Annotated in this window: 18 protein-coding genes; 9 read left to right on the top strand and 9 right to left on the bottom strand. The window is 62.5% G+C overall.

Annotated elements, in window-relative coordinates:
* Positions 1 to 19: 19 nt before the first annotated feature.
* Entirely contained in the window at positions 20 to 1,150 is a 1,131-nt protein-coding gene (locus HS122_12095) for an ABC transporter substrate-binding protein (protein ID MBE7539142.1), read from the bottom strand.
* 236 nt (positions 1,151 to 1,386) lie between these two features.
* Here HS122_12095 and HS122_12090 point away from each other — a divergent pair, with 236 nt between their 5' ends.
* The gene (locus HS122_12090) at positions 1,387 to 2,499 is read left to right on the top strand and encodes a YjgP/YjgQ family permease (GenBank protein ID MBE7539141.1); all 1,113 of its coding nucleotides are present in this window, start codon (positions 1,387 to 1,389) and stop codon (positions 2,497 to 2,499) included.
* Positions 2,500 to 2,543: 44 nt separating this feature from the next.
* Here HS122_12090 and HS122_12085 read toward each other — a convergent pair whose 3' ends face one another.
* Positions 2,544 to 3,053, bottom strand: a complete 510-nt coding sequence (locus tag HS122_12085) for a hypothetical protein (protein MBE7539140.1) — start codon at positions 3,051 to 3,053, stop codon at positions 2,544 to 2,546.
* A gap of 71 nt (positions 3,054 to 3,124) precedes the next feature.
* Positions 3,125 to 3,682: an SIS domain-containing protein gene (locus HS122_12080; protein MBE7539139.1), complete on the bottom strand. Its 558-nt coding sequence runs from the start codon at positions 3,680 to 3,682 to the stop codon at positions 3,125 to 3,127.
* A gap of 73 nt (positions 3,683 to 3,755) precedes the next feature.
* Here HS122_12080 and HS122_12075 point away from each other — a divergent pair, with 73 nt between their 5' ends.
* The 4 genes from HS122_12075 to HS122_12060 all read left to right on the top strand — a co-directional run bounded on the left by HS122_12075 (position 3,756) and on the right by HS122_12060 (position 7,425).
* Complete coding sequence (locus HS122_12075; GenBank protein ID MBE7539138.1) at positions 3,756 to 4,916, top strand: aminotransferase class V-fold PLP-dependent enzyme; 1,161 nt, start codon at positions 3,756 to 3,758, stop codon at positions 4,914 to 4,916.
* A gap of 61 nt (positions 4,917 to 4,977) precedes the next feature.
* Positions 4,978 to 6,072: a DNA replication and repair protein RecF gene (gene recF / locus HS122_12070; protein ID MBE7539137.1), complete on the top strand. Its 1,095-nt coding sequence runs from the start codon at positions 4,978 to 4,980 to the stop codon at positions 6,070 to 6,072.
* 35 nt (positions 6,073 to 6,107) lie between these two features.
* On the top strand, positions 6,108 to 6,824 hold the full coding sequence (locus HS122_12065; GenBank protein ID MBE7539136.1) for a sulfite exporter TauE/SafE family protein: 717 nt from the start codon (positions 6,108 to 6,110) through the stop codon (positions 6,822 to 6,824).
* Positions 6,825 to 6,828: 4 nt separating this feature from the next.
* Positions 6,829 to 7,425 (top strand): crossover junction endodeoxyribonuclease RuvC, encoded by a 597-nt coding sequence (locus HS122_12060; GenBank protein ID MBE7539135.1) that lies wholly within the window; start codon positions 6,829 to 6,831, stop codon positions 7,423 to 7,425.
* An 8-nt stretch (positions 7,426 to 7,433) separates the two neighbouring features.
* On the opposite strand, the gene HS122_12055 is transcribed toward HS122_12060, so the two are convergent.
* Both HS122_12055 and HS122_12050 read right to left on the bottom strand, forming a co-directional pair.
* Entirely contained in the window at positions 7,434 to 8,024 is a 591-nt protein-coding gene (locus HS122_12055) for a putative colanic acid biosynthesis acetyltransferase (GenBank protein MBE7539134.1), read from the bottom strand.
* A gap of 67 nt (positions 8,025 to 8,091) precedes the next feature.
* Positions 8,092 to 9,375 (bottom strand): glycosyltransferase family 4 protein, encoded by a 1,284-nt coding sequence (locus tag HS122_12050; protein MBE7539133.1) that lies wholly within the window; start codon positions 9,373 to 9,375, stop codon positions 8,092 to 8,094.
* Positions 9,376 to 9,770: 395 nt separating this feature from the next.
* Between HS122_12050 and prsR the strand changes: the two genes are divergently transcribed.
* Positions 9,771 to 11,273, top strand: a complete 1,503-nt coding sequence (gene prsR / locus HS122_12045) for a PEP-CTERM-box response regulator transcription factor (protein MBE7539132.1) — start codon at positions 9,771 to 9,773, stop codon at positions 11,271 to 11,273.
* Between the two features lie 204 nt (positions 11,274 to 11,477).
* The gene (locus tag HS122_12040) at positions 11,478 to 12,782 is read left to right on the top strand and encodes an MgtC/SapB family protein (GenBank protein ID MBE7539131.1); all 1,305 of its coding nucleotides are present in this window, start codon (positions 11,478 to 11,480) and stop codon (positions 12,780 to 12,782) included.
* 53 nt (positions 12,783 to 12,835) lie between these two features.
* Here the strand turns inward: HS122_12040 and HS122_12035 are convergent, their stop codons facing one another.
* Entirely contained in the window at positions 12,836 to 13,891 is a 1,056-nt protein-coding gene (locus HS122_12035) for a LacI family DNA-binding transcriptional regulator (protein MBE7539130.1), read from the bottom strand.
* 235 nt (positions 13,892 to 14,126) lie between these two features.
* Between HS122_12035 and HS122_12030 the strand changes: the two genes are divergently transcribed.
* The gene (locus HS122_12030) at positions 14,127 to 16,877 is read left to right on the top strand and encodes a Tat pathway signal sequence domain protein (protein MBE7539129.1); all 2,751 of its coding nucleotides are present in this window, start codon (positions 14,127 to 14,129) and stop codon (positions 16,875 to 16,877) included.
* A gap of 96 nt (positions 16,878 to 16,973) precedes the next feature.
* On the opposite strand, the gene raiA is transcribed toward HS122_12030, so the two are convergent.
* Entirely contained in the window at positions 16,974 to 17,342 is a 369-nt protein-coding gene (raiA, locus tag HS122_12025) for a ribosome-associated translation inhibitor RaiA (GenBank protein MBE7539128.1), read from the bottom strand.
* A 337-nt stretch (positions 17,343 to 17,679) separates the two neighbouring features.
* Here raiA and HS122_12020 point away from each other — a divergent pair, with 337 nt between their 5' ends.
* Positions 17,680 to 18,573, top strand: a complete 894-nt coding sequence (locus tag HS122_12020) for an RluA family pseudouridine synthase (protein MBE7539127.1) — start codon at positions 17,680 to 17,682, stop codon at positions 18,571 to 18,573.
* Here the strand turns inward: HS122_12020 and HS122_12015 are convergent.
* Together HS122_12015 and HS122_12010 are read right to left on the bottom strand one after the other, a co-directional pair.
* Positions 18,561 to 20,333, bottom strand: coding sequence for a hypothetical protein (locus tag HS122_12015; GenBank protein ID MBE7539126.1), 1,773 nt, complete (start codon positions 20,331 to 20,333; stop codon positions 18,561 to 18,563). The genes HS122_12020 and HS122_12015 overlap by 13 nt on opposite strands.
* Positions 20,330 to 22,639 (bottom strand): prolyl oligopeptidase family serine peptidase, encoded by a 2,310-nt coding sequence (locus HS122_12010; GenBank protein ID MBE7539125.1) that lies wholly within the window; start codon positions 22,637 to 22,639, stop codon positions 20,330 to 20,332. Before HS122_12010 ends, HS122_12015 begins: the two co-directional genes overlap by 4 nt.
* Between the last annotated feature and the right edge of the window lie 31 nt (positions 22,640 to 22,670).

The raw sequence follows: 22,670 nt of genomic DNA, 5'->3' as shown, positions 1-22,670 counted from the left end.
TCGCGGAGAGGACGCGGAATCAGGGTTCGACACCCTTGACAAAGTGGAACCTGCCGTTCTTCACCTCGATGATCACGGCCGGCTTGGAGGCGTTGCGATGGGCGTCGATGGTCGTGCGACCGGTGACGCCGTCGACATTTTTCGTCGTTGCGAGGGCGTCGCGGATCTTCGCCGGCGCGGTGCTGCCCGCCCGCCTGATCGCATCCATCAGGACGATGGCGCTGTCGTACCCGAGGGCTGCCATTGCGTCGGGGACCTCGCCCCAGCGCTCCTTGTATTTCCTCACGAAAGCCTTCACGGTCTCCGACGGCGCCTCCGGCGAGTAGTGGGTCGAGTAGTACGTCCCCTCGACGGCTGCGCCGCCGATCTCCAGAAGGGCGGGGGCCTCCCAGCCGTCACCTCCGAAGATCGGAAGCGTCAGCCCGATGTCGCGCGCCTGTTTGCAGATCAGGGCGGCCTCCGTGTAGTACCCCGGAACAAAAATCGCGTCGGGGTTGGCCGCCTTGATGGAGGTGAGCTGCGCCCTGAAGTCCTTGTCGCCCTCGCTGAAGCTCGCCTCAATCACAACCGTGCCTCCATCCTTGATGAAGCGGTCCTTGAAGTACTTCGCGAGGCCGACGGAATAGGCGGAGGAGACCGAGCGCAGGATGGCGACGTTCTTTACCTTGAGATCCTCGCGGGCAAACTTGGCGAGGGCGGCCCCCTGGAAGGAGTCTATGAAGCAGACGCGGAAGATGTAGTCGCCAATTTCCGTGACCTTGGGATTGGTCGACGCGGGCGATACCATCGGGATCCTGTAGCGCTGGGCTACGGCGGCGGCCTCGAGCGAGCGGCTGGATGCGACCTCGCCGAGCAGCGCAACGACCTTGTCGCGGGTGATGAGTTTCTTGGCGATGGTGGAAGACTCGCCCGGCTTGGACTGGTTGTCCTCTGAGATGAGCTCGATCTGTTTGCCGAGGATGCCACCGCTGGTGTTTGCAGCATCGATGGCGAGAACCATGCCTTTGTGGGCGGACTGGCCGAAGGCGGCCTCCTTTCCTGTCAGGGAGGCAAATTCACCGATCTTGATTGTGTCCTGCGCCTGCGTGGAGACAGCCGTCAGCAAGCCCGTCAGCCCGATGAGGGCGGCTAGGAGTTTGGTCCGAATCATGAGAGCAATGGGAAAAAGGATGACGAAGGGGAAAATTCAAGCGCGGTGCAAGGACTGTGCGAACTGGCAGGCACGATGAGACCGTGACAATTCAAGGGAGTCTCAAGGAATCTGCACGCGTTCGTAAAGGTGCAATCTCAGGCGGCGAAGGAAAAGGCGGTTGAGAGCCGCCAGACTGGCAGAAACCGAAACGCTTTTTCGTTTTCTTGTGGGCCGGGACGCGATTGCCTGAAGGCTTGAACCTGGTTGATCGATACATCCTGCGGGAGTGGCTGGTCATTTTTGGCCTGGTGCTGGGAGCCACCATGGGGCTGGTTCTGATGCAGGCTCTTTACGACAATTTTCGTGATTTGCTGGACGCGGGGGCTTCAGGATCGGATGTCGTCTTCTATTTTCTGGTGCGACTGCCGCGCTTCTTCTCGGTCGTGCTGCCGCTGTCACTGCTTGTTTCGCTGCTCTATTCGCTTGGACGACTGCATCGCGGCAATGAAATCATCGCACTGCGCGCCGCCGGGCTTGGCTTGTTTCAGATTACGCGAAGCCTCTGGGTGAGCGGTCTGGTGCTCTGCGGAGTATCCTGGTGGCTCAACGCGAGCGTCATTCCATGGTCGATCGACCGGTCCGACCGCATGCTCGAACGCCTCAGATACGAGCAGTTGTCACAGACTGTGCCGCACGACCGCGTGGGAGTCGTGAAGAGTGTCGCCTTTGACAACCAGCAGGAGCATCGGATGTGGTTCATGAACCGCTATTCGCCGTTCCTTGCGCGCGGCTACGGGGTGAGTGTCGCCGAGCTCGACTCGGAAAGGCGGGAAAGGACCCGGATTCTCGCGCGCGAGGCGTACCGTGATCCGCAGCGCGGGTACTGGGTTTTCAAGGATGGGCGCGAGGACTGGTTTGACGCCGAGACCGGCGAGATGATGCGGACGGTGGCGTTCAAGGAGAAGGCCGTTCCGCATTTCAAGGAGGACCCGGATCTGATGCTGGTGTTCGACCGGAAGCCCGGCGATCTCTCCTTTGTGGAGCTCAGGCGCATCCTCGATTATTTCGCGCTCGATGCGAATCCGAAGATCACGCTCTATGCGACACGTTACTATGGTCTGTGGGCGGACACGCTGGGGCCGCTTATCATTCTTGCACTGGCGATACCCTTCGCTGTTTCGGGCGTGCGCGTGAATCCGGTCGTGGGGGTCAGCAAGTCCCTCGGACTCTTTGTGCTCTATTACGGTCTGGTGCAGGCCAGTTATGCGCTGGGCGGGCGGGAGATCATTCCGCCGATGATCGCAGCGCTGCTGCCCAACGTGATCATGCTGATCGTCGGCGTCGTCCTCTTTTTTCGCGTTCGGTGAGCGGCAGCCGGGAATGCGCCCGCGGAAGGCCGCCGTGGCGACCGTCAATCCGCCTGAGGCGCCGGGGACCTGAACGGCTCCACTATGCGACCGGCCTCCCTCAGGGGCGCAAGGTCGGGATCGGTCCATGCGAGCTCCTGAAATCGATCGTCGAGGGCGATGGCTTCGGCGACGAGACGCACGGCACCCTCGACGTCGCCGCGCTGGCAGTGATAGCAGCCAAGGTTGAACGCGATCGTCGCCTCGCGAGGGTGGCGCGTTCTTGCCTCAACGAGAATGCGTTCAGCCGCCGCCAGGGATTTGGCCCGCCGTGTCGCGTAGGCCCAGATGATCCAGGCCCCGGCGTCCTCGGGTCGCTGGCGCGCCAGTGCGGCGGATGCGGCGGTCAGTTCGCGCCACTGACACCGCTTCTGATAAAGGGATATGCGGAGCGACAACGCCTCCGCGGTCATGGCTCCATCCTTCGGCAGCGCCTCAAGCTCGGCGGAGGCCTCCGCCAGCATGTTCAGCTCAAGGTAACCGCGTGCGTGTGAAAGATGCCAGCGCGAGTCCATGAATGAAGCGTGAATGATGGCTGGCGCGAGTCAATCCGAGTGCGATGGAGGCCGGTAGGGAAGGGACCGGATCAGGAGAACTCCGCGTCAACCAGATCGCAGAAGTGGTGGATCAGGAACAAGTGCGCCTCTTGGGCGGCCCTGCCGGACTCGCCGGGTACGACCAGATCAATCGTTGCCCGCCCCTTGATGCGCCCACCTCCGCGTCCCAGCATCGCGATGCTGGCGAGTCCCAGCCGTTGCGCCTCGCCGATGGCGGAGAGAATATTGGCGGAGTTGCCGCTCGACGTGATGCCCACCACGAGATCCCCGGGTCGTGAGAGTCCTGCAATCTGCCGCGAGAAGACCGCTTCGTAACCGTAGTCGTTTCCAATGCATGTGAGCAATGAACCATCGGCGGAAAGAGCGATGGCCGGAAGCGGCCGGCGATTCTTGAAGTAGCGGCCCACGAGTTCGGTGCTGAAATGCTGGGCCTCAGCGGCGCTTCCACCGTTGCCGCAGATGAGAAGTTTGTTTCCGCCTCGAAGGGTGTCCAGGATGAGTCTTCCCGCCTGATCGATCTCCAATCGAAGGCTGGTCAGCGACTGGAACACCTGGATTGTGGCTGCAAGTGAGGAATCAAGGGACATTGTGGCGTGCCGGGACACTGCGATGTGACGGCGTCGCTTGCAAGCTGGCTTGCGGCCCGGCAGAGTGGCGGTTGTGCGATATTTCGATCACAATGCAACGACTCCATTGGAGCCCGTGGCGCGGGACGCCTGGATCCGTGCGCAGGAGGATGCGTGGCAGAATCCCTCGAGCCTGTACCGGGATGCCGCTCGCGTGAGAGTGAGGCTGGAAGGGGCGAGGCATGGGGTGGGAACCCTCACGGGCGCGGATCCGGATCGCGTGGTGTTCACCTCAGGTGCGACCGAAGCCGCCAATGCGATAGCGGCACACCTGTGCAGAACGCTGCCCGCGGATGCCGGGGTGGTCGTCAATCCGACTGAACATCCGTGTGTGCTCGCGGCGTTTGGCAGGGAGTTTGCGGGGCGCGTGGCATTGCTTCCCGTCGATGCTGCGGGCGTGGTGCCACCGGATGCGCTCGCCGAAAGGCTGTCGGGGGCGACCGGGAATGATCCGATCCGGGTGGTCGTCATCATGGCAGCCAACAATGAGACGGGAGTGCTGCTGCCCTGGCCTGAGTACGCGGCCATCTCGAGGGAGCACGGAGCGGAGTATGTCTGCGACGCCACCCAGTGGATTGGAAAACTGCCTGCAGCAGGGCTTGGTGAGGCCGACTGGGTGTTTGCGTCCGCGCACAAGTTTGGGGCGCCCAAGAGCGCCGGGTTCATGCTGCGCGCCGCCGCCGGCCATGGATTCAAGGGACAGGCCGGTGGTGAGCAGCAGCGGGGGCATCGGGGAGGCACGGAGGATTTTCCTGCGGTGGCGGCGATGCTGGCGGCGTGGGCCGAGGTGGAGCGCATCAAGGTGCTGTCTGAAAGCGAAAGGCAGGCCTGGCGTCAGCAGTTCGAGCGTACCATCATGGAGCAGCTGCCGGGGGCGGTCATCGTGGGCGAAGGTGCGGAGCGACTCTGGAACACTGTCACCCTTCTGATGCCGCGGCACGACAACCATCGGTGGGTCACCCTGCTCGACAGGAAGGGTTTCGCCGTTTCGACCGGATCGGCGTGTGCGGCTGGAAGCGACCAGCCGTCGCACGTGCTCGCCGCGCTTCGTGTATCGCCTGATTCAATACGCCGGTCCCTCCGGGTCAGTTCAGGCTGGTCGACCGCGCGCGAGGACTGGCATGCACTGTCCGCCGCCCTGCAGGAGGCGGCGGTGGAGCTTGATCGCACGGCGGTGCCGGCGGTGTCCGCATGAGGGGCGTTTCCTGCGGGATTGCGTGTGCGGTGAATGTGGTCCCTGCTTCCGGGTCCGCCTGATGCGCCTGAGCAGGATCACACTCCAGCAGTTCAGAAACATTCCATTCGCGTCGCTGGCGCTGGATGGCGTGAGGCATTTCGTCCTTGGGCGGAACGGGCAGGGGAAGACCAATCTGCTGGAGGCCGTCGGGTACCTGACGGCCCTGCGATCCTTTCGCACGAGCGATTCGCGACACATGATTGCGCACGGGCAGGACGAGGCGGCCATGGGTTTCGAGCTTGAACACGGGCGCAGGGGGCCGACGCACGCGGCCATTCGCCTGCGGCCGGACGGCAGGGAGATCACGATCGATAGTGAGAAGGTAACGCGCCTCTCCGGTTTCATCGGCCAGTTTCCGACAGTCGTGTTCTGCTCCCAGGACCAGCAGCTCATCCGGGGGAATCCCGCGGGCCGCCGCCGCTGGCTGGACCTCACGCTTGCCGCGGTGGATGGAGGGTACCTGCAGGCCCTGCAACGCTATCATCGTGCGCTGGCGGATCGCAATGCACTGCTCAGGCGGAATGCGGGGGAACCGGAGCTCGCTGCATTCGAGCGACCGCTTGCCGAGCATGGTGCAAGACTGATTGCAGCGAGGATCTCGGGACTGGAACAACTTGCGGCGGGCCTTCAACAGGCCTACTCCCGGATCGCGTTGAGCAGCCGGCAGGATCGGATGGGGTTTGCATATGCGCCCAATGCGGGGGACGGCGTTGCGGGCTCGCTTGCGGAGATGTTTGCGAAAGGGCGCGCCCGCGACATGCGGTATCGAACAACACTCACGGGGCCGCACCGGGATGACGTCGAGTTCACGCTCGATGGACATCCAGCCAGGGTGGTGGCCTCCGAGGGTCAGCAGCGGAGCCTGGTGCTGGCGCTGCGGCTTGCGCAGGCGGAATGGTTTCGAAATCACAGCGGAACGCCGCCGCTGATCCTGGCTGACGATGTGCTCGGCGAGCTCGATGAGGAGCGTCGGGCGGGCTTTTGGGCGGCGGTGCCGGATGACTGGCAGGTGATTGCGACGGGTACTGAACGCCCCCGCGCCCCAGGGCAGGCGTGGCAGTTTCTGCATGTGGAGAATGGAAGGTTTTCGGCGGAGCTGCCCGCATCCGTGTGACACCGCTGCTTCCATGGCAGTGGGCGCTGCTGGTGATGGGCTCGCTCTTTGTGGGCATGGCCAAGACCGGCCTTGCCGGCCTCGGCACGCTTTTCATCGCGATATTTGCAAGTGTGCTCCCGACTAAGCAGGCGACGGGAATGGTGCTTCCGCTTCTTGTCTTCGGTGACTGCATTGCAGTGGCGAGCTATCGCACCCATGCGCAGTGGCCGCAGTTGCTGCGCCTGTTCCCGTGGGCGGGACTGGGGGTTGTGGGAGGATACCTTGCGCTGAATCACATCGACAACAGCCAGGCACGGGTGCTTGTCGGCTGGACGATCATTTTCCTTATCGGCCTGCATGCCTGGAGCCGGCGCAGTTCCGGTGTGCTGCTTGACCGCTGGAGGCTGGAAGGCCCGCCGGCGCCGCTTGTGATTGCGACGGGACTTGTTGCGGGATTCACAACGCTCGTTGCGAACGCCGCGGGGCCACTGATGGCGATCTATCTTCTGGCCCTGCGTCTGCCGAAGCTGGAATTTCTTGGAACGACAGCCTATTATTTTTTGCTGCTCAACCTGTTCAAAGTGCCCTTCATGGTGGATCTGGGCCTCATCGACATGCCAAGCCTCAAGGCAAATCTCGTGCTTGCACCCGTGGTCGCCATCGGAGGATTGGCGGGGCGCTGGCTCGTTCATCGCATCAATCAGCGCTGGTTTGAGCGGGTTACGCTGACGCTGACCGCGCTTGCGGGCATCAAGCTGGTTTTTTTCTGACCCCATGGGACGCATGACGGCGAGGCAGATGTGGGCGGCAAAGCTTCGGGGGCTGTCCACCGACGGCGGTTCGATTCAACTTCGAACGCAGGCGCCGGAGACGGCGGTGAGGCGCACGCCTTTCCACGGACTGGTGCTTGGCATTGATCCGTCGCTGAGGGGCACAGGGCTTGCAATGATCGAGTTCGCGCCCGGTCGGTCTCCGGTGCTGCTGAAGTGTCGGACGGTGCGGGTGCCGGCGAGGGAGTCGATGGCGCATGCCCTCGGTGAGATTCACCGCGCGGTCGCCGCGTTTCTGGCGGATTTCGAGGTTCGTCATGTCGCGCTGGAGCAGACAATATACGTTCAGAACTTCCAGACGGCGCAGGTGCTTGGGGCCGCACGGGGTGCGGCAATCTCGGCGGCGGCGTTGCGTCCGTGCGAGGTGTTTGAATATCCTCCGCTGCGGGTCAAGCAGGCGGTGGTCGGAGTCGGCCGGGCAAGCAAGGAACAGATGGCCCGCACGGTGATGGCGCTGCTGGGCCATGGCAGACCGCTGGCCAGCGATGAGGCGGATGCGGCGGGTGTGGCGTTGTGCCACGCCTTCACCTGGCGCGGTTGACGGATCGTTCAACCGCAGACTTCGTTCGCATGCGAGCTGCCGCCGACCGGGCGCAGGCCGATTGGGCGCGCCGGATTTCCTGCGACAATCGTCGAGGGCGGCACATCCTGGGTGACCACGGCGCAGGCGCCGACCACGGCGTATTCTCCGATCTCCATCCCTGGAAGAATGAATGCCCGGGCGCAGACAAAGGCGTGCGCCCCGACAATGATCGGCGCGGTTTGCACGGGAATGTTCGCGTCGGAGAAGTCATGCGTGCCGGTGCAAAGAAAAGCCTCGGTCGACACCGTGGCGTGTGCGCGGACTTCTATCGGGGCGAGCGAGTAGACGACTGCGCGTTCACCGAGGCAGGAGCGATCGCCCAACGAGAGGTGACGTGGAAAGTGGATGCGCGCGCTGGCGTGAACAAAGGGGAGGCCCTCCACGGTGGCGCCGAAGATTCCAAGGACAAGCAGACGCCAGCGATTGAATGGCTTTGGTGTCCAACGGCAGAGGAGCGTCCAAGAAAGACACCAGAGCGCCCTTTGGAAACGATGAGACCATGACCATGGGGATGACCACGCGTCGCGTTGGCGAAGAATGGAGGTTGCGGCCTTCATGGTGGGCCGAGCGAAGCATGCCGGGCGCTTGGGGGGAATTTCAAAACAGACGGAACCGCCCGTACGCCTACCTTCTCTGTTCGAAAGGGACGACACCGGGAAGCCGGGGTGGAGGCGTGGCGCGTGCGTACGAGGAGCACGGGCCTCGTCCCGCGATGGCCAGAGCTTCAGATACACGGGTGGCGAGGGTGGTTTCGTATCGTATCCAATTGAACTCGCGCGCGCGCGACGCCGCGCGCTGGCTCATCTCGGCAAGCTGTGCGCGTTCACGAACCAGGAAGTGCAGCCGCTCGGCTATGGCCTGGGCGGAGCGGATGGGCACGATGAATCCCTCCGAGCCATCAGTAACCAGGTCGGGGGCCGCGCTGTTCGGAGTCGCGATGACTGGCAGTCCGAGTGTCATGGCATCGAGCAACTCCGACCCGGAGTCCTCGAACAACGAGGGAACCACGAGCACGTCATTCTGGTTCATCAGCTGGAGAATCTCCTGTGCGGACGGTGTATCGACAAAAGTCACCTTTGACAGCTCCTGGTCGAGGACGGAGCACGTGCGTGCCGGGCGCTGGCCCGCAACAGTCAATTCGGCCGCTCCTTCGAGCTGCTGCATGGCCGCGAAGAGGTAGCTCAGCCCACGACGCTGCGTGAGTGGTCCGACATATAGCACACGCAGACGGGCTGAAGGAGTCCGTGGCTCCTGAGCGATCGTGGATGGCGGCGAGATGGGTCCGAATGGCACGACTGCGATCCGAGCGTGGTTGCGTGCGTACCGCTCGATCATGTTCTTTGCAAATACGCTTGGTACAAAGATGACGTCGGCCAGGGAGATTTCCATGTCGCGACGCGCACATGTTTCATTGCCGGGAAAATTCTCCTCAAGTGTTTCCGTCCACTGCGGCTGCAATTCCCTTTCTTCCCGGAGCAATTCCTGGGCGGCCTTCCAATGGATGGAGGGCTTGTCGTAAATGCACAGTTCCTGGAGGTCTCGCGCGGTGCGAAACCCCGATTCCGCGCCGCCTTCGTAGGCATAGATTCCCGAGAATTCCGCGGAGGAAAGTCTTTGGGCGACGCTCTGGTCGAGAGACCTCAACGCCGCCTCTTCCTGGAACGTGCCGCTGCCTCGGCTGTTGGGAGCATATCGCCATTCTATGGTTCTAATCTTGTCACTGATTTCGGAGGGATACACTCGTTCGAGAGGCGGCGCGCTGGCCTTGCGGGACAGGATGCGCCGGTACCAGGGTACCGATGCCGTGTAGGAAACGTTCCAAAATTCACCGAGCAAACCGGCATGCTGAAGCCCCAGCGCGGCGTGGCGAGCGGGAGTGGTGCCAGTTGGATGACTCAGCAGGATCATGGTTCGGTGCTTCTATTGCCCGCCGAAATCGCCATGCGCGGGACCTGCCCAAGCGCATCGAGAAAACGATGGACTGCAACTAGATCGACACGGATCGCGGCGGCAGTTTTCAAAAGTGTATGAAATCCGCCACGTTGCAGAATGCCGATGCAGCTCTATTGACGGGGTGGAACTTGCAACCACGACTTTCCGGCATGATACTGACTGCCGGCTGGCTGGTCGGGCAAACGTTCATTTCTCAAGAAATTCTGTAAGCCTTCAAAGGCCATCCATGGACAGAATCCTCAGGCTGGCCGGATCGGCAGCAGGAGACAGCGCCCGAAGATTTAGAAAGTGCTCAATTTCCGTTGCTTTTGGTCGCTTCTACATGCGCACCGCACGCAGCGAAAGTACCGATGACTGATCATGCAACCAACGATCTCGAATCCCCCTGCGCCACTCTGACTAGTCATCGAGGCGAAGGGATCTCTCGATCGGTGGAGAAGAGTCGCGATGGTGCGCGAAGTGAATCTCGCCCGCGCCGCAGCGATGCGGCGCGACCGGCGCTGTTGATAATCGACAGGGATGCGGGGGCATGGAAGGCAATCCGCGAAGCGCTTTCGGCGCAGTATGAGGTGAAGTGCGTGGGCGATCGGGTGGCGGCAATGGCGTTTGTTCATGAACACCGGCCGGCAGTCGCCATTCTTGAACTTTCAACTCCGGCGTCGGCGAATGACCTGCATGGAGGGATTGTCACCTTGAGGGAAATTCTGGAGGTGGATCGCTTCACCAAGGTGGTCGTGCTTGCTGACAGGGGTGACCATGAAGTCGCTCTCAAGGCCATCGGTGCGGGCGCCTATGACTTGATCTCGAAGCCGTTGATCATCGAGGAAGTGAGGCAGCTGCTGGTGCGCTGCTTTTACGTCGCCAATCTGGAGCGTGATTTTCACGAGTTGCAGCGGCAGATGGAGCCCGACGGATTCGGGGGCATGGTTGGCGCAAGTCAGGCGATGCAGGCGGTATTTGCTTCGATAAGAAAGGTCGCGGCCTCCGACGCCCCGGTGACGATACTCGGTGAAAGCGGCACGGGAAAGGAAATGGTGGCCCGTGCCATTCACGACCATGGCGCGCGGCGCGATGGACCGTTCGTAGCGATCAATTGCAGCGCGATCCCCGAATCCCTGCTGGAGAGCGAGCTGTTTGGGCACGAAAAGGGTGCGTTCACCGGAGCCAGCTCCCAGAGAAAGGGGCGGATCGAAAGTGCCGCGAAAGGCACGCTGTTCCTGGATGAAATCGGCGATGTTCCGCTGGCCATTCAGGTGAAACTGCTGCGGTTTCTGCAGGAACAGACGATCGAGCGGGTGGGCGGTCGTGTGGAAATGAAGGTGGACACGCGAATCCTGGCGGCGACGAATGCCGATCTGGAGAAGGCCATGCGTGCGGGGACCTTTCGCGAGGATTTCTTTTATCGCCTCGCGGTCATCCGGATCACGCTGCCTCCGCTGCGCAGCCGGGGAGACGATATTGCACTGATCGCTCGAACGTTTCTGAATCGTTATGCCGCGCAGAACCTGCGGCAGGGTCTGGCTTTCAGCAGGGAAGCCCTGCGTGCCATCGCCAGCCACTCCTGGCCGGGCAACATTCGGGAGCTGCAGAACCGCATCCGTCGCGCCGTGATCATGGCCGAAGGCAGTCGCATAGCATCGCGCGATCTTGAGCTTGAATCCGCTGAAGCCTCCACAGGCCCTTCATTGAAGGAGGCGCGGGAAGACCTCGAAAGGGAGATGGTGCAGGGGGCGCTGCGACGGCATGGCGGCAAGATTGCGCCCGCTGCCGTCGAACTGGGCGTCAGCCGTCCGACATTGTACGACATGATCGAGAGATATGCCGTTCACAAGGTCGACGAGCAGTCGGCTTGACTGCGGCCTCCAGGAGGTCCCCACGGCAGGGTTTGCGATGATGTCATCGCAGCATACCGGGACAATCCGCGCACTTGTTTCATGGCGGAACCGAGCAAGTGATCTTTTCCATTGCGACGGCCGCGTTTCGGGTCGAAGGTGCCCGGACACACGGGCCGGAAGTTCTGCCTGGTGTGCGAGACAAGATGTGCATCACGCGAGTTTATGCCTGACTCAACGGTTCTCGATGTGTTGGAGACGGCATTGCAGTGGCCCTTCCTGACGGTGCTGAGCCGCCTCGGCATGGCGGTGGCGATGGGTCTCTTCATCGGCCTTGAGCGCGAGCACAGCCAGAAGCGTGGCGTGCGCACCTTTGCTCTGACCGGCCTGCTTGGCGGCCTCGGTGGGATGATGGGGCCGGTCTATGGGGGAGCGGCGTTGCTGTTTGTGGCGATTACTGTCGGGTGGATGAACCATCGGGAGATGGCTCAGGCCGGCAAGCTCACACTGACCACCTCGATGAGCCTCGTGCTAGTTGCGTTCACGGGAATCCTGTTTGGACAGGGGCACGTGTTCACTCCTTCGGTTGCAGGCATCATCACCGCCGCCTTGCTCGCATGGAAAAATGTCATCAACGATTTCGCCATTGGTCTGTCCGACGCTGAGCTGAGATCGGGCATTCTGCTGGCGATCCTGACCTTCATCATTTTCCCCGTTCTGCCCTCGCAACCCGTGGATCCGTGGGGCCTCGTGCAGCCGCGCGAAAATTGGGCGAGCGTGATCATAATCGCGGGGATTGGATTCGTGAACTACATCCTGCTCAAGCTGCTGGGACCGCGCGGCATGGAGATCACGGCGTTCTTCGGGGGATTGGTGAACAGCCGCAAGGTGGTCGTTGAGCTGGGCGGAAGGCTTGGGGAGCTGGGCACCGGAGTGCAATCCTCAGTGCATCGCGGGATCATTCTCTCGACCGGAGCAATGATCCTGAGAAATGGACTGATCGTGGGCATTTTTTCGCCCATTGCCCTGCCTCGCTGCGTGCTGCCGCTGGGGCTCATGCTTCTGGTGAGCATTTTCAGGTGGTGGAGCCGCACGCTCGGATCCCGGCAGGATCCCGTTCCGGCCCTGCCTTTGGAATCGCCCTTCAAACTCTGGTCCGCACTCAAGTTCGGGCTCGCTTTCATGGTGCTGAATGTGCTGGGGGCCCTTGCCAACCGGCACTTTGGTTCCGCGAGTTTCTATTTTGTGAGCATGTCCGGTGGATTGATCTCCAGCGCATCGGCCATCACCTCCGCAGCCACACTCATGGCGCAGCACGAGATTCCTACCGTGATTGGAGTGAACGGTGTCATACTTTCCACGCTGACGAGCATCCTGTCCAATGTACCCCTGATTCGCGGGATGATTCGACCGGTGGCGACCGGATCGCGAATCTGCAGGGATTTGATCGTGATGGCGGCCGCGGGCCTCGCCGGGATGCTGCTCAATGGCATCCTGATTCGCGCTGGCGTTGACTGGCTGGCGCACTGACCGGTGGTTGGTCGCCGGGCCCGGGCAGGAGTCGGTGGAAAGCCGGGTTGGCGCTATGCACGGACCGTCGCCGGGGTGCCAGCGGGCTTCACGGATTTTCGCAGCGTGGGGCCGTCGATCAACCTGGCGGGAATGGTCGTGAGGGATGGCTGGGGTGGGATTCCCAGCTCGTTGTGGAGAAGTTGTCCCACGACAAGTTCAGTGGCGCGTGCTCCAAGCTCGGCGGTCTGCAGATCCAGCGTCGCGCAGTTGCCGCTGGTCCGCAGAACATTGAGACAGACAAATCCATGGCTCCTTGGAAGGCGCGCGCCGCAGGCTTTCATCCACCCGATGACATCCGGTGAGTGACCGATGACAACGTCTGGATCATGCCGCCTGAACCAGGATTCAAAATCAGGGCGCGTGATTTCCGGCAGCCGCAGCGTCGGGATCGGGGTGATGCCGGGGATGGCGTTCTGCAGCCCGAGAAACGCGCCCTCCCAGCGGTATTGGAGGCGCTCGCTCAGGGGGATTTCCATGAAAAGGCCGGGGCGGCGATAACCGCGGTCAAAAAGCTCGCGGAGGAGCGCGATCATCGATCGATAGTGGTCCGAACACACGCAGTGCAACGGGGGGTGGTCGATGAAATAATCGGTGTACACGGCAGTGTAGCGGTTCCAGCTCAGTGCGCCCAGATCCGGGAAACCACTGGCGGGGAGCAGGACAACGGCCTGGATGCCGCGGGTGTGCAGAATGGTATCCAGCCGTTTGATACGCACGCCCTGGGGTCCGACCACAAAGCGCTCAACGTTGAATCCCATCTGGTTCGCCCGCTCGGAGATCCCGGCCAGAATCGCGCTGTTGTAGCGGACGGCTATGCGGGAGCGTTCCTCCTCGATGATCTCCACGGCCGCGATCACGCCCCGGAACTGCTGGGTGCGGGAGCGGCGCAGTTGCGACATGACGGCGCCGGTGAGGGGGTTGCGCTCGTACCCGGCCGCCTTTGCGGCTGCGCGCACGCGTTCAGCCGTCGCCGCCTTCACGCGCGGTGACCCGCAAAGCGCATCGGAAACGGTGGTCCGCGAAAGCCCGAGTTCGCGCGCCAGGGATCGCAGGGTTGGCACAGGCATCAGCTTGAACGCTATCGCCGCAGAAACCGGGGTCGAAGAAAAAATGACTGTCAGATCTTTTCTGGAAAGTGGCGATTCGACAGCGAGTCCGCATGGTGGAACACTGTGACCGCACGCAGTCTCCCCCCAATGACCCAAGACGCCTCAAAATGTCGATCGATGCCGGGCATGCTCCCGGTTTTCGGCGACGGCATCGACTGACTGCGCGCTCGTGAAACTCAATCCACCCACAACCATGAAATCACTGACACGGCGCGACTTTGTCCGAAAGACCGCGTTTGCGACGGCGGCTGCCAAACTCGCCACAGGACTTCACGCACGCACCCCATCGACCGGGGCGTCGACCGCGTCTTCCGCGGCGGGCCCCGCCGGCGGCGTGCCGCTTCACTGGCTCGAGGGTGGTGCGCCCCGCGCGTCGTTTGGCTCGACCTGGGGCGTGTCATGGCCGCGCGGGAAGTTCCGTCCCGACGCGACCTTTGCATTGAAATCCGACGCCGGAGAGCCGGTGCCCGTGCAGAACTGGCCGCTGGCGACATGGCCGGACGGCAGCCTGAAATGGACGGCTCATGCGATTGCGGGGGAGGTGTCCGGCGAGCATTTCGAACTTGTGCCGGGAAAGCCGGCCGCCGGGGGAACGGCCATACGCGCATCGGAAATGAATGATCACCATGAGATCGACACGGGAGTCATGCGGGTTCACGTGGCGAAATCCGGTCGAGTGCTGATTCCCCTGATTCTGCGCCAGGGGCGCGAGGCGCTTCGGGGCGGGCACTTGGTCCTTCTCAATCAGGATTCCCCCGAGGCAGCCGCTCAGCCGCAGGCGTTTGACGGGGAGATTGGGTCTGTGACTCTGGAGCAGAGCGGACCCGTGCGCGCGGTCGTGAAGATCGAGGGACGTCACCGCTCGGTGGACGGAGCGGACAGGGCATGGCTGCCGTTTGTGGTGCGGCTCTACTTTTATGCGGGCAGTGACGCGATCCGGGTGATGCACACCTTCATGTTCGACGGGAAGCAGCGCGGGGATTTCATCCGCGGCATCGGGCTGAGGTTCTCCGTGCCGCTCGAGGGCGAACTGTACGACCGCCATGTGCGGTTCTCCGGGCAGGGCGATGGTGTATTCGGGGAAGCGATACGCGGCATCACCGGACTTCGGAGGGATCCCGGCGAGGCGGTGCGACGGGCGCAGGTCGCGGGCGAGGCGACTCCGCCGCTGGAGACCTGGGCGACAGCGGTCAGCTCGCGGTTGAGCTACGTGGCAGCCTACAATGACTGGACGCTTCATCAGGCGAACGCGGATGGATTCGACCTGCACAAGCGCACAGGAGGGGATTGCACATGGCTGACCGCGGCGCAGGGCCAGCGGGCCGGCGGGCTGGGCTACCTCGGATCGCCCAAGGGGGGAGTGGCCTTTGGGATCAGGAATTTCTGGCAGAGTCATCCCGCACAACTCGACATTCGAGGCGCCACGCAGGAGGCGGCGGAAGTGACACTATGGCTTTGGGCGCCGAGGTCCGCACCGATGGATCTTCGTCCCTATCACGATGGCCTGGGCCAGGACACGTACGAAAAGCAGTACAACGGCGGTTTGGAAATCACCTACGAGGACTACGAGCCGGGTTTCGACAATCCGGAGGGCGTGGCGCGCACGAGCGAGATGCACCTGTGGATTCTCCCGGCGACGCCGAGCCGCAGGCGATTTGCCGCGCTTGCGGAGTGCCTGCGCAATCCACCGCAAATGGTGGCGACCTCCGCGTACCTCAATTCCTGTGGAGTGTTCGGGGAGCTCTGGTCGCCCGAGGATCGCTCAACCGCCGCCCGCCGCGTGATCGAGGACCGGCTTGCGCTGAATTTTTCGTACTATCTTGGCCAGCGCGAGGACCGGCGCTGGTACGGCTTCTGGAACTATGGCGATGTGATGCACACGTATGATGCCGATCGCCATGAGTGGCGTTACGACGTGGGCGGATTCGCATGGGACAATTCGGAGCTCTCGACGGACATCTGGCTCTGGCTTTACTACCTGCGCACCGGACGCGCGGATGTCTTTCGGTTTGCCGAGGCGATGACCCGTCACACGGGTGAGGTGGATGTCCATCACATCGGGCGATTCGCACCGCTGGGATCGCGTCACAATGTGCTGCACTGGGGGTGCAGCGCCAAGCAGCTTCGCATCAGCACGGCGGTCAACCGGAGGTACTACTATTACCTGACCGGTGACGAACGGGTGGGCGATCTCATGCGGGAGCAGATCGAGGCGGGGCGCGCGCTCCTGCGTATTCCTCCGGGGCGAAAGCTGTCGGTGGCGAAATCGGCGGGCGATCTCGACCGTGGCGCAAGCACCGATCCCACCCGTGTGGGGGTGAGCGTGGGAACCGACTGGGGATCCATCGCGGGCGCCTGGCTCACCGAGTGGGAGAGGACCGGCAGCGCGGTCATGCGCGACAGGCTGCTGGCGAGCATGAAGTCGCTCGGCCACCAGCCGCATGGATTCTTCAGCACGGGCACCACGCTCAATCTCAACACCGGCGAATTCTCCATTGCGAAACCCGGTGACATTGGCGCGTCGCATCTCAATGCGGTCTTCGGACTGGTCGAGGTGTGCGCGGAGCTGATACAGCTCCTTGACGTGCCGGAGTTCAAGCGAGCCTGGCTGGAGTACTGCGAACTGTACAATGCGAGTGACGAGGAGCAGGTGCACAGGCTCGGAAGGAAGCTGGTGCGCGGGCCGCTGGTTCAAGGGCATTCACGTCTCACGGCGTATGCGGCGAAGGAGATGGCTGATGGCCGCCTGGCGCGTCGGGCGTGGTCCGAGTTCGAACGAAATCCGGGCGGGCGCCGCTTCACCGCGGATCAACTCAGGACGATACGCGGGCCGGACGTGCTCCGCCCGGTCGAGGAACTTCCGGGTGTATCCACCAATGACACCGCGCAGTGGGGCCTGGCCGCGATTGAATGCCTCGCGCTCCTCGGCGAGCCTCCGGCGTGACCGGTGGGCGCTGCTTCGCCTGGCAACAAAAAGACCCGCCCTTGAAGGCGGGTCTTTTTGTCGGAAAAGGCCCGACGGGTCGGGCCGGTCACTCCGTCACGTTTGCAGGACCGCAGTCGCCCTGATTGGCTCGTTGGCGTGTCGCCTGGATTTGTAGGCCTTGGCGCGCTTGTTGAGCATGCGGTCGAGTTTGTCGACCAGCAGCGAGACCGCCTTGTGGCATTCATCCGATGAGACCGACGCATTCATGTCGGGACCATGGATTTCAATGTGACCCTTGGCGGTGAAGCGATTGCCCACTGCCTGCTTGGAATCACACTCCAGTTCCACCCGGAGTCGCATGATGCGCTCCTGGTGGCGAAACAATCGCTCGGATTTCTCGCGCACGAACGTCTTCAGGGAAGGCGTAAGGGTGAGATGGATGCCGGATACGATCAGTTCGGGGGCGTTGATATTGCTATTCATGTTTTTTGGGTTCCTTTCGGAGGGTTGGCCGATATGGCCGATGTCCGGGGTCCATCTCCGGACATTAACCCCTGCCTGACGAGAACCTGAATGACAGCGCCGTCGTTGGGACCGGCGGATCTTCCTGCCTTCGGAAAATCGTTCTTCATGATCAGACGCGCAGAGGATGCTGCCTGTTGAGTGGCATTGCAACCAACTACGACACAAAACGCACCGATTGGTGGCCTAGCTTAATGCGGGCCAGACCCGGAAATATCGCATGGGGATTTATGACTATGCGCAGCGTTTGACCGCAGACGGGTTGCCTTGGGGTGAGGTCGGTGAAAGAATGCTCCCAATGCCTTCCCATGCATGCGGTTTTGATCATGTCCCTGGTGCGGAACGTTCCGCGACGGCAGTTCCAAACCCTCATGCGTATTCCAAGCCGATCGGCCCTTGGGAGAGGAAGCTTCGACAGGGTGTCATCCGGCAGATCGCTCCGGCGGAACTGGTTTCCTGGATTCGGTTTGAGGACGAGCGTCTGCTTGTGATCGAGAAGCCCGGTGATGTTGTCTGCCATCCGTCGAAGGAGGGGCCATGGTCGAGCCTCGCCGGGGCGGTCCGGCAGCATCGGGGAGGAGACATCGCATCCCATCTGATCTTCAGGCTCGATCGGGAGACCAGCGGTCTCGTCGTTTTCGCCAAGGACGCACTGGTTGCGCGCCAGCTTCAAATGGCGGTCCAGGAAAGGCGCTATTCAAAGGAATACCTCGTCGTTCTGCACGGGATCCTGGATCGCGCGGTGTGTGTCGATCAACCGCTCGGGCCCGACGTCGGATGTCCGGTGACGGTGAAGAGCTGTGTGAAAACCGATGGAACCGGCCAGCGGGCCGTCAGCCATTTTGAGCCCCTGTCCGGATCGGCGGAGGGAGGTGGATTCACGCTGGCGCGGGTGCGGACCGAAACCGGACGCAAACATCAGATTCGCGCGCACGCCCAGTGGCTCGGGCATTCACTGGTGGGCGACAAGATCTACGGGCCGGATCCCCGGCTTTTCCTGGAATTCATCGAACACGGGTGGACAGCCGCATTGCAGGAGCGACTCCTGTTGTCGCGGCAGGCGCTGCATTGCAGCGCAATCGACCTTCATGCCGCTGGATTTCCGCATCGATTCGAATCGCAGCTCCCTGATGACCTGCGAGGCTTCTGTCACAGCCGCGGGATGCTGCCGCCGCGCAATCAATGCGGATAGGTGGCCGAGGCGGTTTTCGCCCGCTCACCCGTGACGCGTTCGAGCTCGCTGGCGATTGCCTTCTGAAGATTCGGATCGCTTGCATTGCTCAGGGACTGGCGGAGCTGCGATTCCGCGCGCTCGAGGTCCCCCCGTTTCACATTTAGGCGCGCGACCCTGAGGACGAGCCCCTCGACCTGGGGGAAGAGTGTCGCAGCGCGATTGAGGTGATCGCACACGGCGTCGGGCGGAGTTTCGCGAGTGCGGAACCACGCGTCGGCAAGTATGGCATACGAGGCCGGGATGGGAGGCTGCATATCCCAGGACGCCTCGATCGGAGCGGAGATCTCTCCGATCTGTCCGGCGCTCAATCCTGCTCCATTCATGCTTCCGGCCGCGGCCAGATACCGGCTCAGGGCGAGTTCGTAGTATACGCGCGGCCGTTCAACCCTCCCCCGGAAGGCGGCCGCGAGGAACGGAAGCCCGGCGGCGCGGTCGCCTGCGTCGCATTCCAGCAGGCCCAGGAGGGCAAGCAGACGCGGATCCCGCTCTCCCTGGTCATAGGGTTTGCGCAGCGTCCGCCGCGCCTGCTCTATGTACTTGTCGACCACGTCCGGAAACGCCCTGCGCACGAAGTTGATTTGTATCCTCTCCCAGTCGCCGCGGATTCGCGCGATGTCGAGGGGCGATGCGTCGCGCAGTTCGATCGCCGGTGGTTTGGCGACCCTGCCGCCTCGGAGCGTCACCTTCTGGTCGACGGACGACACGAGGTAGTCGCTGAGGATGTCGCGCATGTCGGAGTAACCAACATTGAAATACTTCTCGAAGAGCGCCTCCGAAGGCGGCTCCCTTTCAAGGCGGTCGATGAACCCCCAGAGCGCTTCACGCCGGGAGCCGTTGTCATCGGCGATCGCCCAGCGGAGAAACAGCGCGCATTGCGCGCGCCAAAGCTTGTCGAAGCCCGCCTCGGGCGATCCCGGGCGCGGCCGTCCGGAAAAAAGCTCCGACATGGGAAGGAGCGTGCGAAGCGGCTCCGGGTTGTCCTGCAGTGCGGTGACGGCCGCGGGTGTTGTCCAGGTCGCGGGTCGGAAGGTGACGCGATCATCGCCGAAATCTGCGCGCTGATAGAGTCCGACCATGCCCACCGAAAACCAGGACGGAAGCACGGGCACGCGCGAGGCAAGCAGGTGGACGATGCGATCGAGGGAGAAGGTGAAATCGGAGGCGAGGTTGTCGGAATCCTTCACGACGACGAAGACCGCGGTCGTGTCGACATCGATCAGCCGCATGTTGGGAAGAAACTTGATCCGGGGTGCGCGGGAGCGGTTGCGTCCGAAGTCCGGCTCCCCAGCTTCCTTTCCTTCCTGCGACAGCTTGCGTCGCGCGGCCTCCCGCTGGCTCGACATCATTGTCTTCATGACCTCCTGCGAGTGGGCGCGGGTCAGGTTGTCGTTGAACAGGATGTATTCGTCGGGCACGGAGGACCGTCCCTGAAGCCGCGACGGCAGGATCCACTGCAGAATTTGAGACTGGTTGTGGTACCTTTTAAGGAAGGTCTTTGTGTCGCCGTCCGACACGACGGAGAGCACCTCGATTCCGGGGAATTCCACGTACCGCCAGCGGAGAGGCTTGGCGGGCTCCTCGACCAGCAGGGGAGGGAGCTCGATCACGCGCTCACTCGTGGCGTCGGTCTGGGCGGAGGCTGGGGACGCCGCCAGGCAGTTCGCAGCGAATGCGATGAGGAGCAGGACCGGACGGAAGGATCGCCGCGAAGGATTCATTTCTGCTCCCGGGCCTCACCGACCTCCACGTCGAATTTATAGAACTGGTCGGCTATGAATTCGCCGATGGCGTCGAAGGCTGTGCCGAGGGATGCGGGATTGCCCGCGGCAAAGCCCCCGGAAATCTCCTTCAACACACAGTCGACACCCTGGCGCCCGAGCGCGCGTTTGAGTGCCTTGGGATATTCGAAGGAGACGGAGGGGCTGTCTGGATCGTGCAGCAGGAGAATGGGACGATTGATCAGCCTTGCGTCGGCGATCACGGACATGTCCTTCACGCTTGTCGCTCCGTGGCTGTAGAGCCAGCGATTCAATTCGAGCCCGAAGTTGATCGGACGCGGCTCCATCATGGGCATGGTTGGCATGCGCCCCTGGCCGGGTTTCCAATTGGACAGGGCTTTCATGTAGGACTGGGTCTGATCGCTGAACCGGCGCATGTCCTCCATGCGTTCGCCTGCCGGTTCCTCAGCCAGTTGATCCAGGCGCGTCGGTGCGTTCACGGCGACGGCGCAGCGGAACTTTCCCTGGTGGAGCGCGAGGGCGCGCAGTGCGAGAAATCCGCCGAAGCCCGAACCGCCGATGGCAACGCGGCGGGCGTCATAGGTTCGCACGGACGGCAGCCAATCCATGGCGGCGAGGATGTCCTCGAGGGGAATCCGATCGAAGGCTGCGGTGATCGCCTGCCGATGGGCCACGCCGCGCCCGCCCGAACCGCGGTAGTCGACCTCGAGCACCATGCACCCGAGGTCGGCGAATACCTGCGCCTGCCGGCTGAACTCGTCGGAATCGAGTGCGCCTGGTCCGAGGCCGCACCAGACGACCAGCGGAGCCACGTTGAGCAGCGTCGCGCGCGGCAGGGTCAGGCGACCGGAAACCTCATTTCCTGCTTTCGATGTGAAGCGAAAGGCGCGCGTGGTGTTCGCCTCCTCCCGCTTCAGCCAGGGAGCGCGCCGCACGCATTCGAGGCATTCTCCCGTGGCCTTGAAGTAGACAAAATAGCGACCGGGATCATTCAGACTGGAGACGAGCACGAGAAACCTCGCCCGGGCATCATCCCCATCGACAAGTTCAACGGCCCGGCCAGGAAATTTCCGACGCACCGCCTCCTGGATCGCGGAGAAATCGGAATCCGTCCAGATCGTGGATGCATGCGGCGAAGCGGCGCGGACGCCGAGCAGCGCGCCGGTCTTCCGATCGAAGACCATGTTCCACTCCGACATCGGCTGGGCCGGATCCGCGAGATCCAAACCGTCCGGAGACGCTGTAATTTCCCTTGTGGACCCATCCTTCAGGTTGAGCTGAAAGATCGCATAGGTGTCGCGTCCGACATTGGACGCATAGTAGAAAAGGTCGGGGTTCGTGTCGAATGCGAGAGGGAATGATCGATGGGCCAGGAAGTTCTCGGGTGTGACTTTGAACTCGAGCGCATGACCTTTCCCGAGAAGCCGGTCGATATCCAGCCACTTGCTGAACAGGCTCCTCTTTGGATTGAGGGTTAGAAAATGCTGCGTCTGCGCCGTCTGCTCCTGCATGATCCGTGGTTTGCCCTGTCGATCATAGAGGAGGGTGCCGTCGAGGCTGACACTGAGGTTTGAAAGGCTCTTGGTCTTGCCGGTGGACAGGTCGAGCTTCACCAGTTCCACCCACCTTACGGAGCTTTGGGACGCCTGCACGTCATCGATCTCCATGTTGTAGGTGTCCAACTGCGGGTCGGCCGTTGTCTGGGAGTTGCCATCGTCGAAGGTTTGACCGGACTGATCGGTCGATAAATCGCCGCCTGCGGCCATGTCCATGTCGAGCTGCGACAGGCCCGGAACCTGCGAGATGCCCTCGACCCAGGCCATGCCCGGCTCGTTGGGAACAAGTCCGACAAATCGCGGCGGGCGCGAGGTTGTGCTGTCCGGATCGTTGAACGTTGTGGAGTCCAGCACCCGCTGACTCTTCAGCGTGGAGACGTCCAGGCTGAAGATGGCGGGAGTTGCAGAGACGAGCACGAGCAGATGCGGGGAAGCCCATTCGAGGTGAGTCACCGCCGCATCCGATCTTTCGTTCAGGAGAATCCTGCCACGCGGTTTCTCCCGTTGGTCCAGGTCCACCACGGCGACGGCAAGCTGCCGCTCGTCACGCACGACGTAGGCGAGCATGCCTCCGTCGCGCGAGAGCGCAGCGGGATCCCCGTTGTAGGAGCGGAAAAGTGTGTCCACCTTGCGGCCGGAGAGCGTCGGCTTCGATGGGGCTCCCCAGCCGACCGAGGCCGCAAGCAGACCTGCGAGAGCCAGAAGGTGTTTGCTGGGACGTGACAACACGAACGGCCGTTTCCTTGGTGAGCTGCGACAG

The organism is Opitutaceae bacterium, assembly GCA_015075305.1.
In the GTDB taxonomy this organism is placed as follows: domain Bacteria; phylum Verrucomicrobiota; class Verrucomicrobiia; order Opitutales; family Opitutaceae; genus UBA6669.
The sequence above is the reverse complement of the archived record's forward strand: the minus strand, read 5'-3'. Positions and strand labels throughout refer to the sequence as shown.

Excerpts from the sequence above, each read along its gene's own strand:
- HS122_12020 (MBE7539127.1), top strand. The coding sequence starts at position 17,680 with ATGCCTTCCCATGCATGCGGTTTTGATCATGTCCCTGGTGCGGAACGT.
- HS122_12015 (MBE7539126.1), bottom strand. The coding sequence starts at position 20,333 with ATGAATCCTTCGCGGCGATCCTTCCGTCCGGTCCTGCTCCTCATCGCA.
- HS122_12085 (MBE7539140.1), bottom strand. The coding sequence starts at position 3,053 with ATGGACTCGCGCTGGCATCTTTCACACGCACGCGGTTACCTTGAGCTG.
- HS122_12080 (MBE7539139.1), bottom strand. The coding sequence starts at position 3,682 with ATGTCCCTTGATTCCTCACTTGCAGCCACAATCCAGGTGTTCCAGTCG.
- HS122_12065 (MBE7539136.1), top strand. The coding sequence starts at position 6,108 with ATGGGCTCGCTCTTTGTGGGCATGGCCAAGACCGGCCTTGCCGGCCTC.
- recF (MBE7539137.1), top strand. The coding sequence starts at position 4,978 with ATGCGCCTGAGCAGGATCACACTCCAGCAGTTCAGAAACATTCCATTC.
- raiA (MBE7539128.1), bottom strand. The coding sequence starts at position 17,342 with ATGAATAGCAATATCAACGCCCCCGAACTGATCGTATCCGGCATCCAT.
- HS122_12060 (MBE7539135.1), top strand. The coding sequence starts at position 6,829 with ATGGGACGCATGACGGCGAGGCAGATGTGGGCGGCAAAGCTTCGGGGG.
- prsR (MBE7539132.1), top strand. The coding sequence starts at position 9,771 with ATGACTGATCATGCAACCAACGATCTCGAATCCCCCTGCGCCACTCTG.
- HS122_12035 (MBE7539130.1), bottom strand. The coding sequence starts at position 13,891 with ATGCCTGTGCCAACCCTGCGATCCCTGGCGCGCGAACTCGGGCTTTCG.
- HS122_12030 (MBE7539129.1), top strand. The coding sequence starts at position 14,127 with ATGAAATCACTGACACGGCGCGACTTTGTCCGAAAGACCGCGTTTGCG.
- HS122_12040 (MBE7539131.1), top strand. The coding sequence starts at position 11,478 with ATGCCTGACTCAACGGTTCTCGATGTGTTGGAGACGGCATTGCAGTGG.
- HS122_12055 (MBE7539134.1), bottom strand. The coding sequence starts at position 8,024 with ATGAAGGCCGCAACCTCCATTCTTCGCCAACGCGACGCGTGGTCATCC.
- HS122_12095 (MBE7539142.1), bottom strand. The coding sequence starts at position 1,150 with ATGATTCGGACCAAACTCCTAGCCGCCCTCATCGGGCTGACGGGCTTG.
- HS122_12050 (MBE7539133.1), bottom strand. The coding sequence starts at position 9,375 with ATGATCCTGCTGAGTCATCCAACTGGCACCACTCCCGCTCGCCACGCC.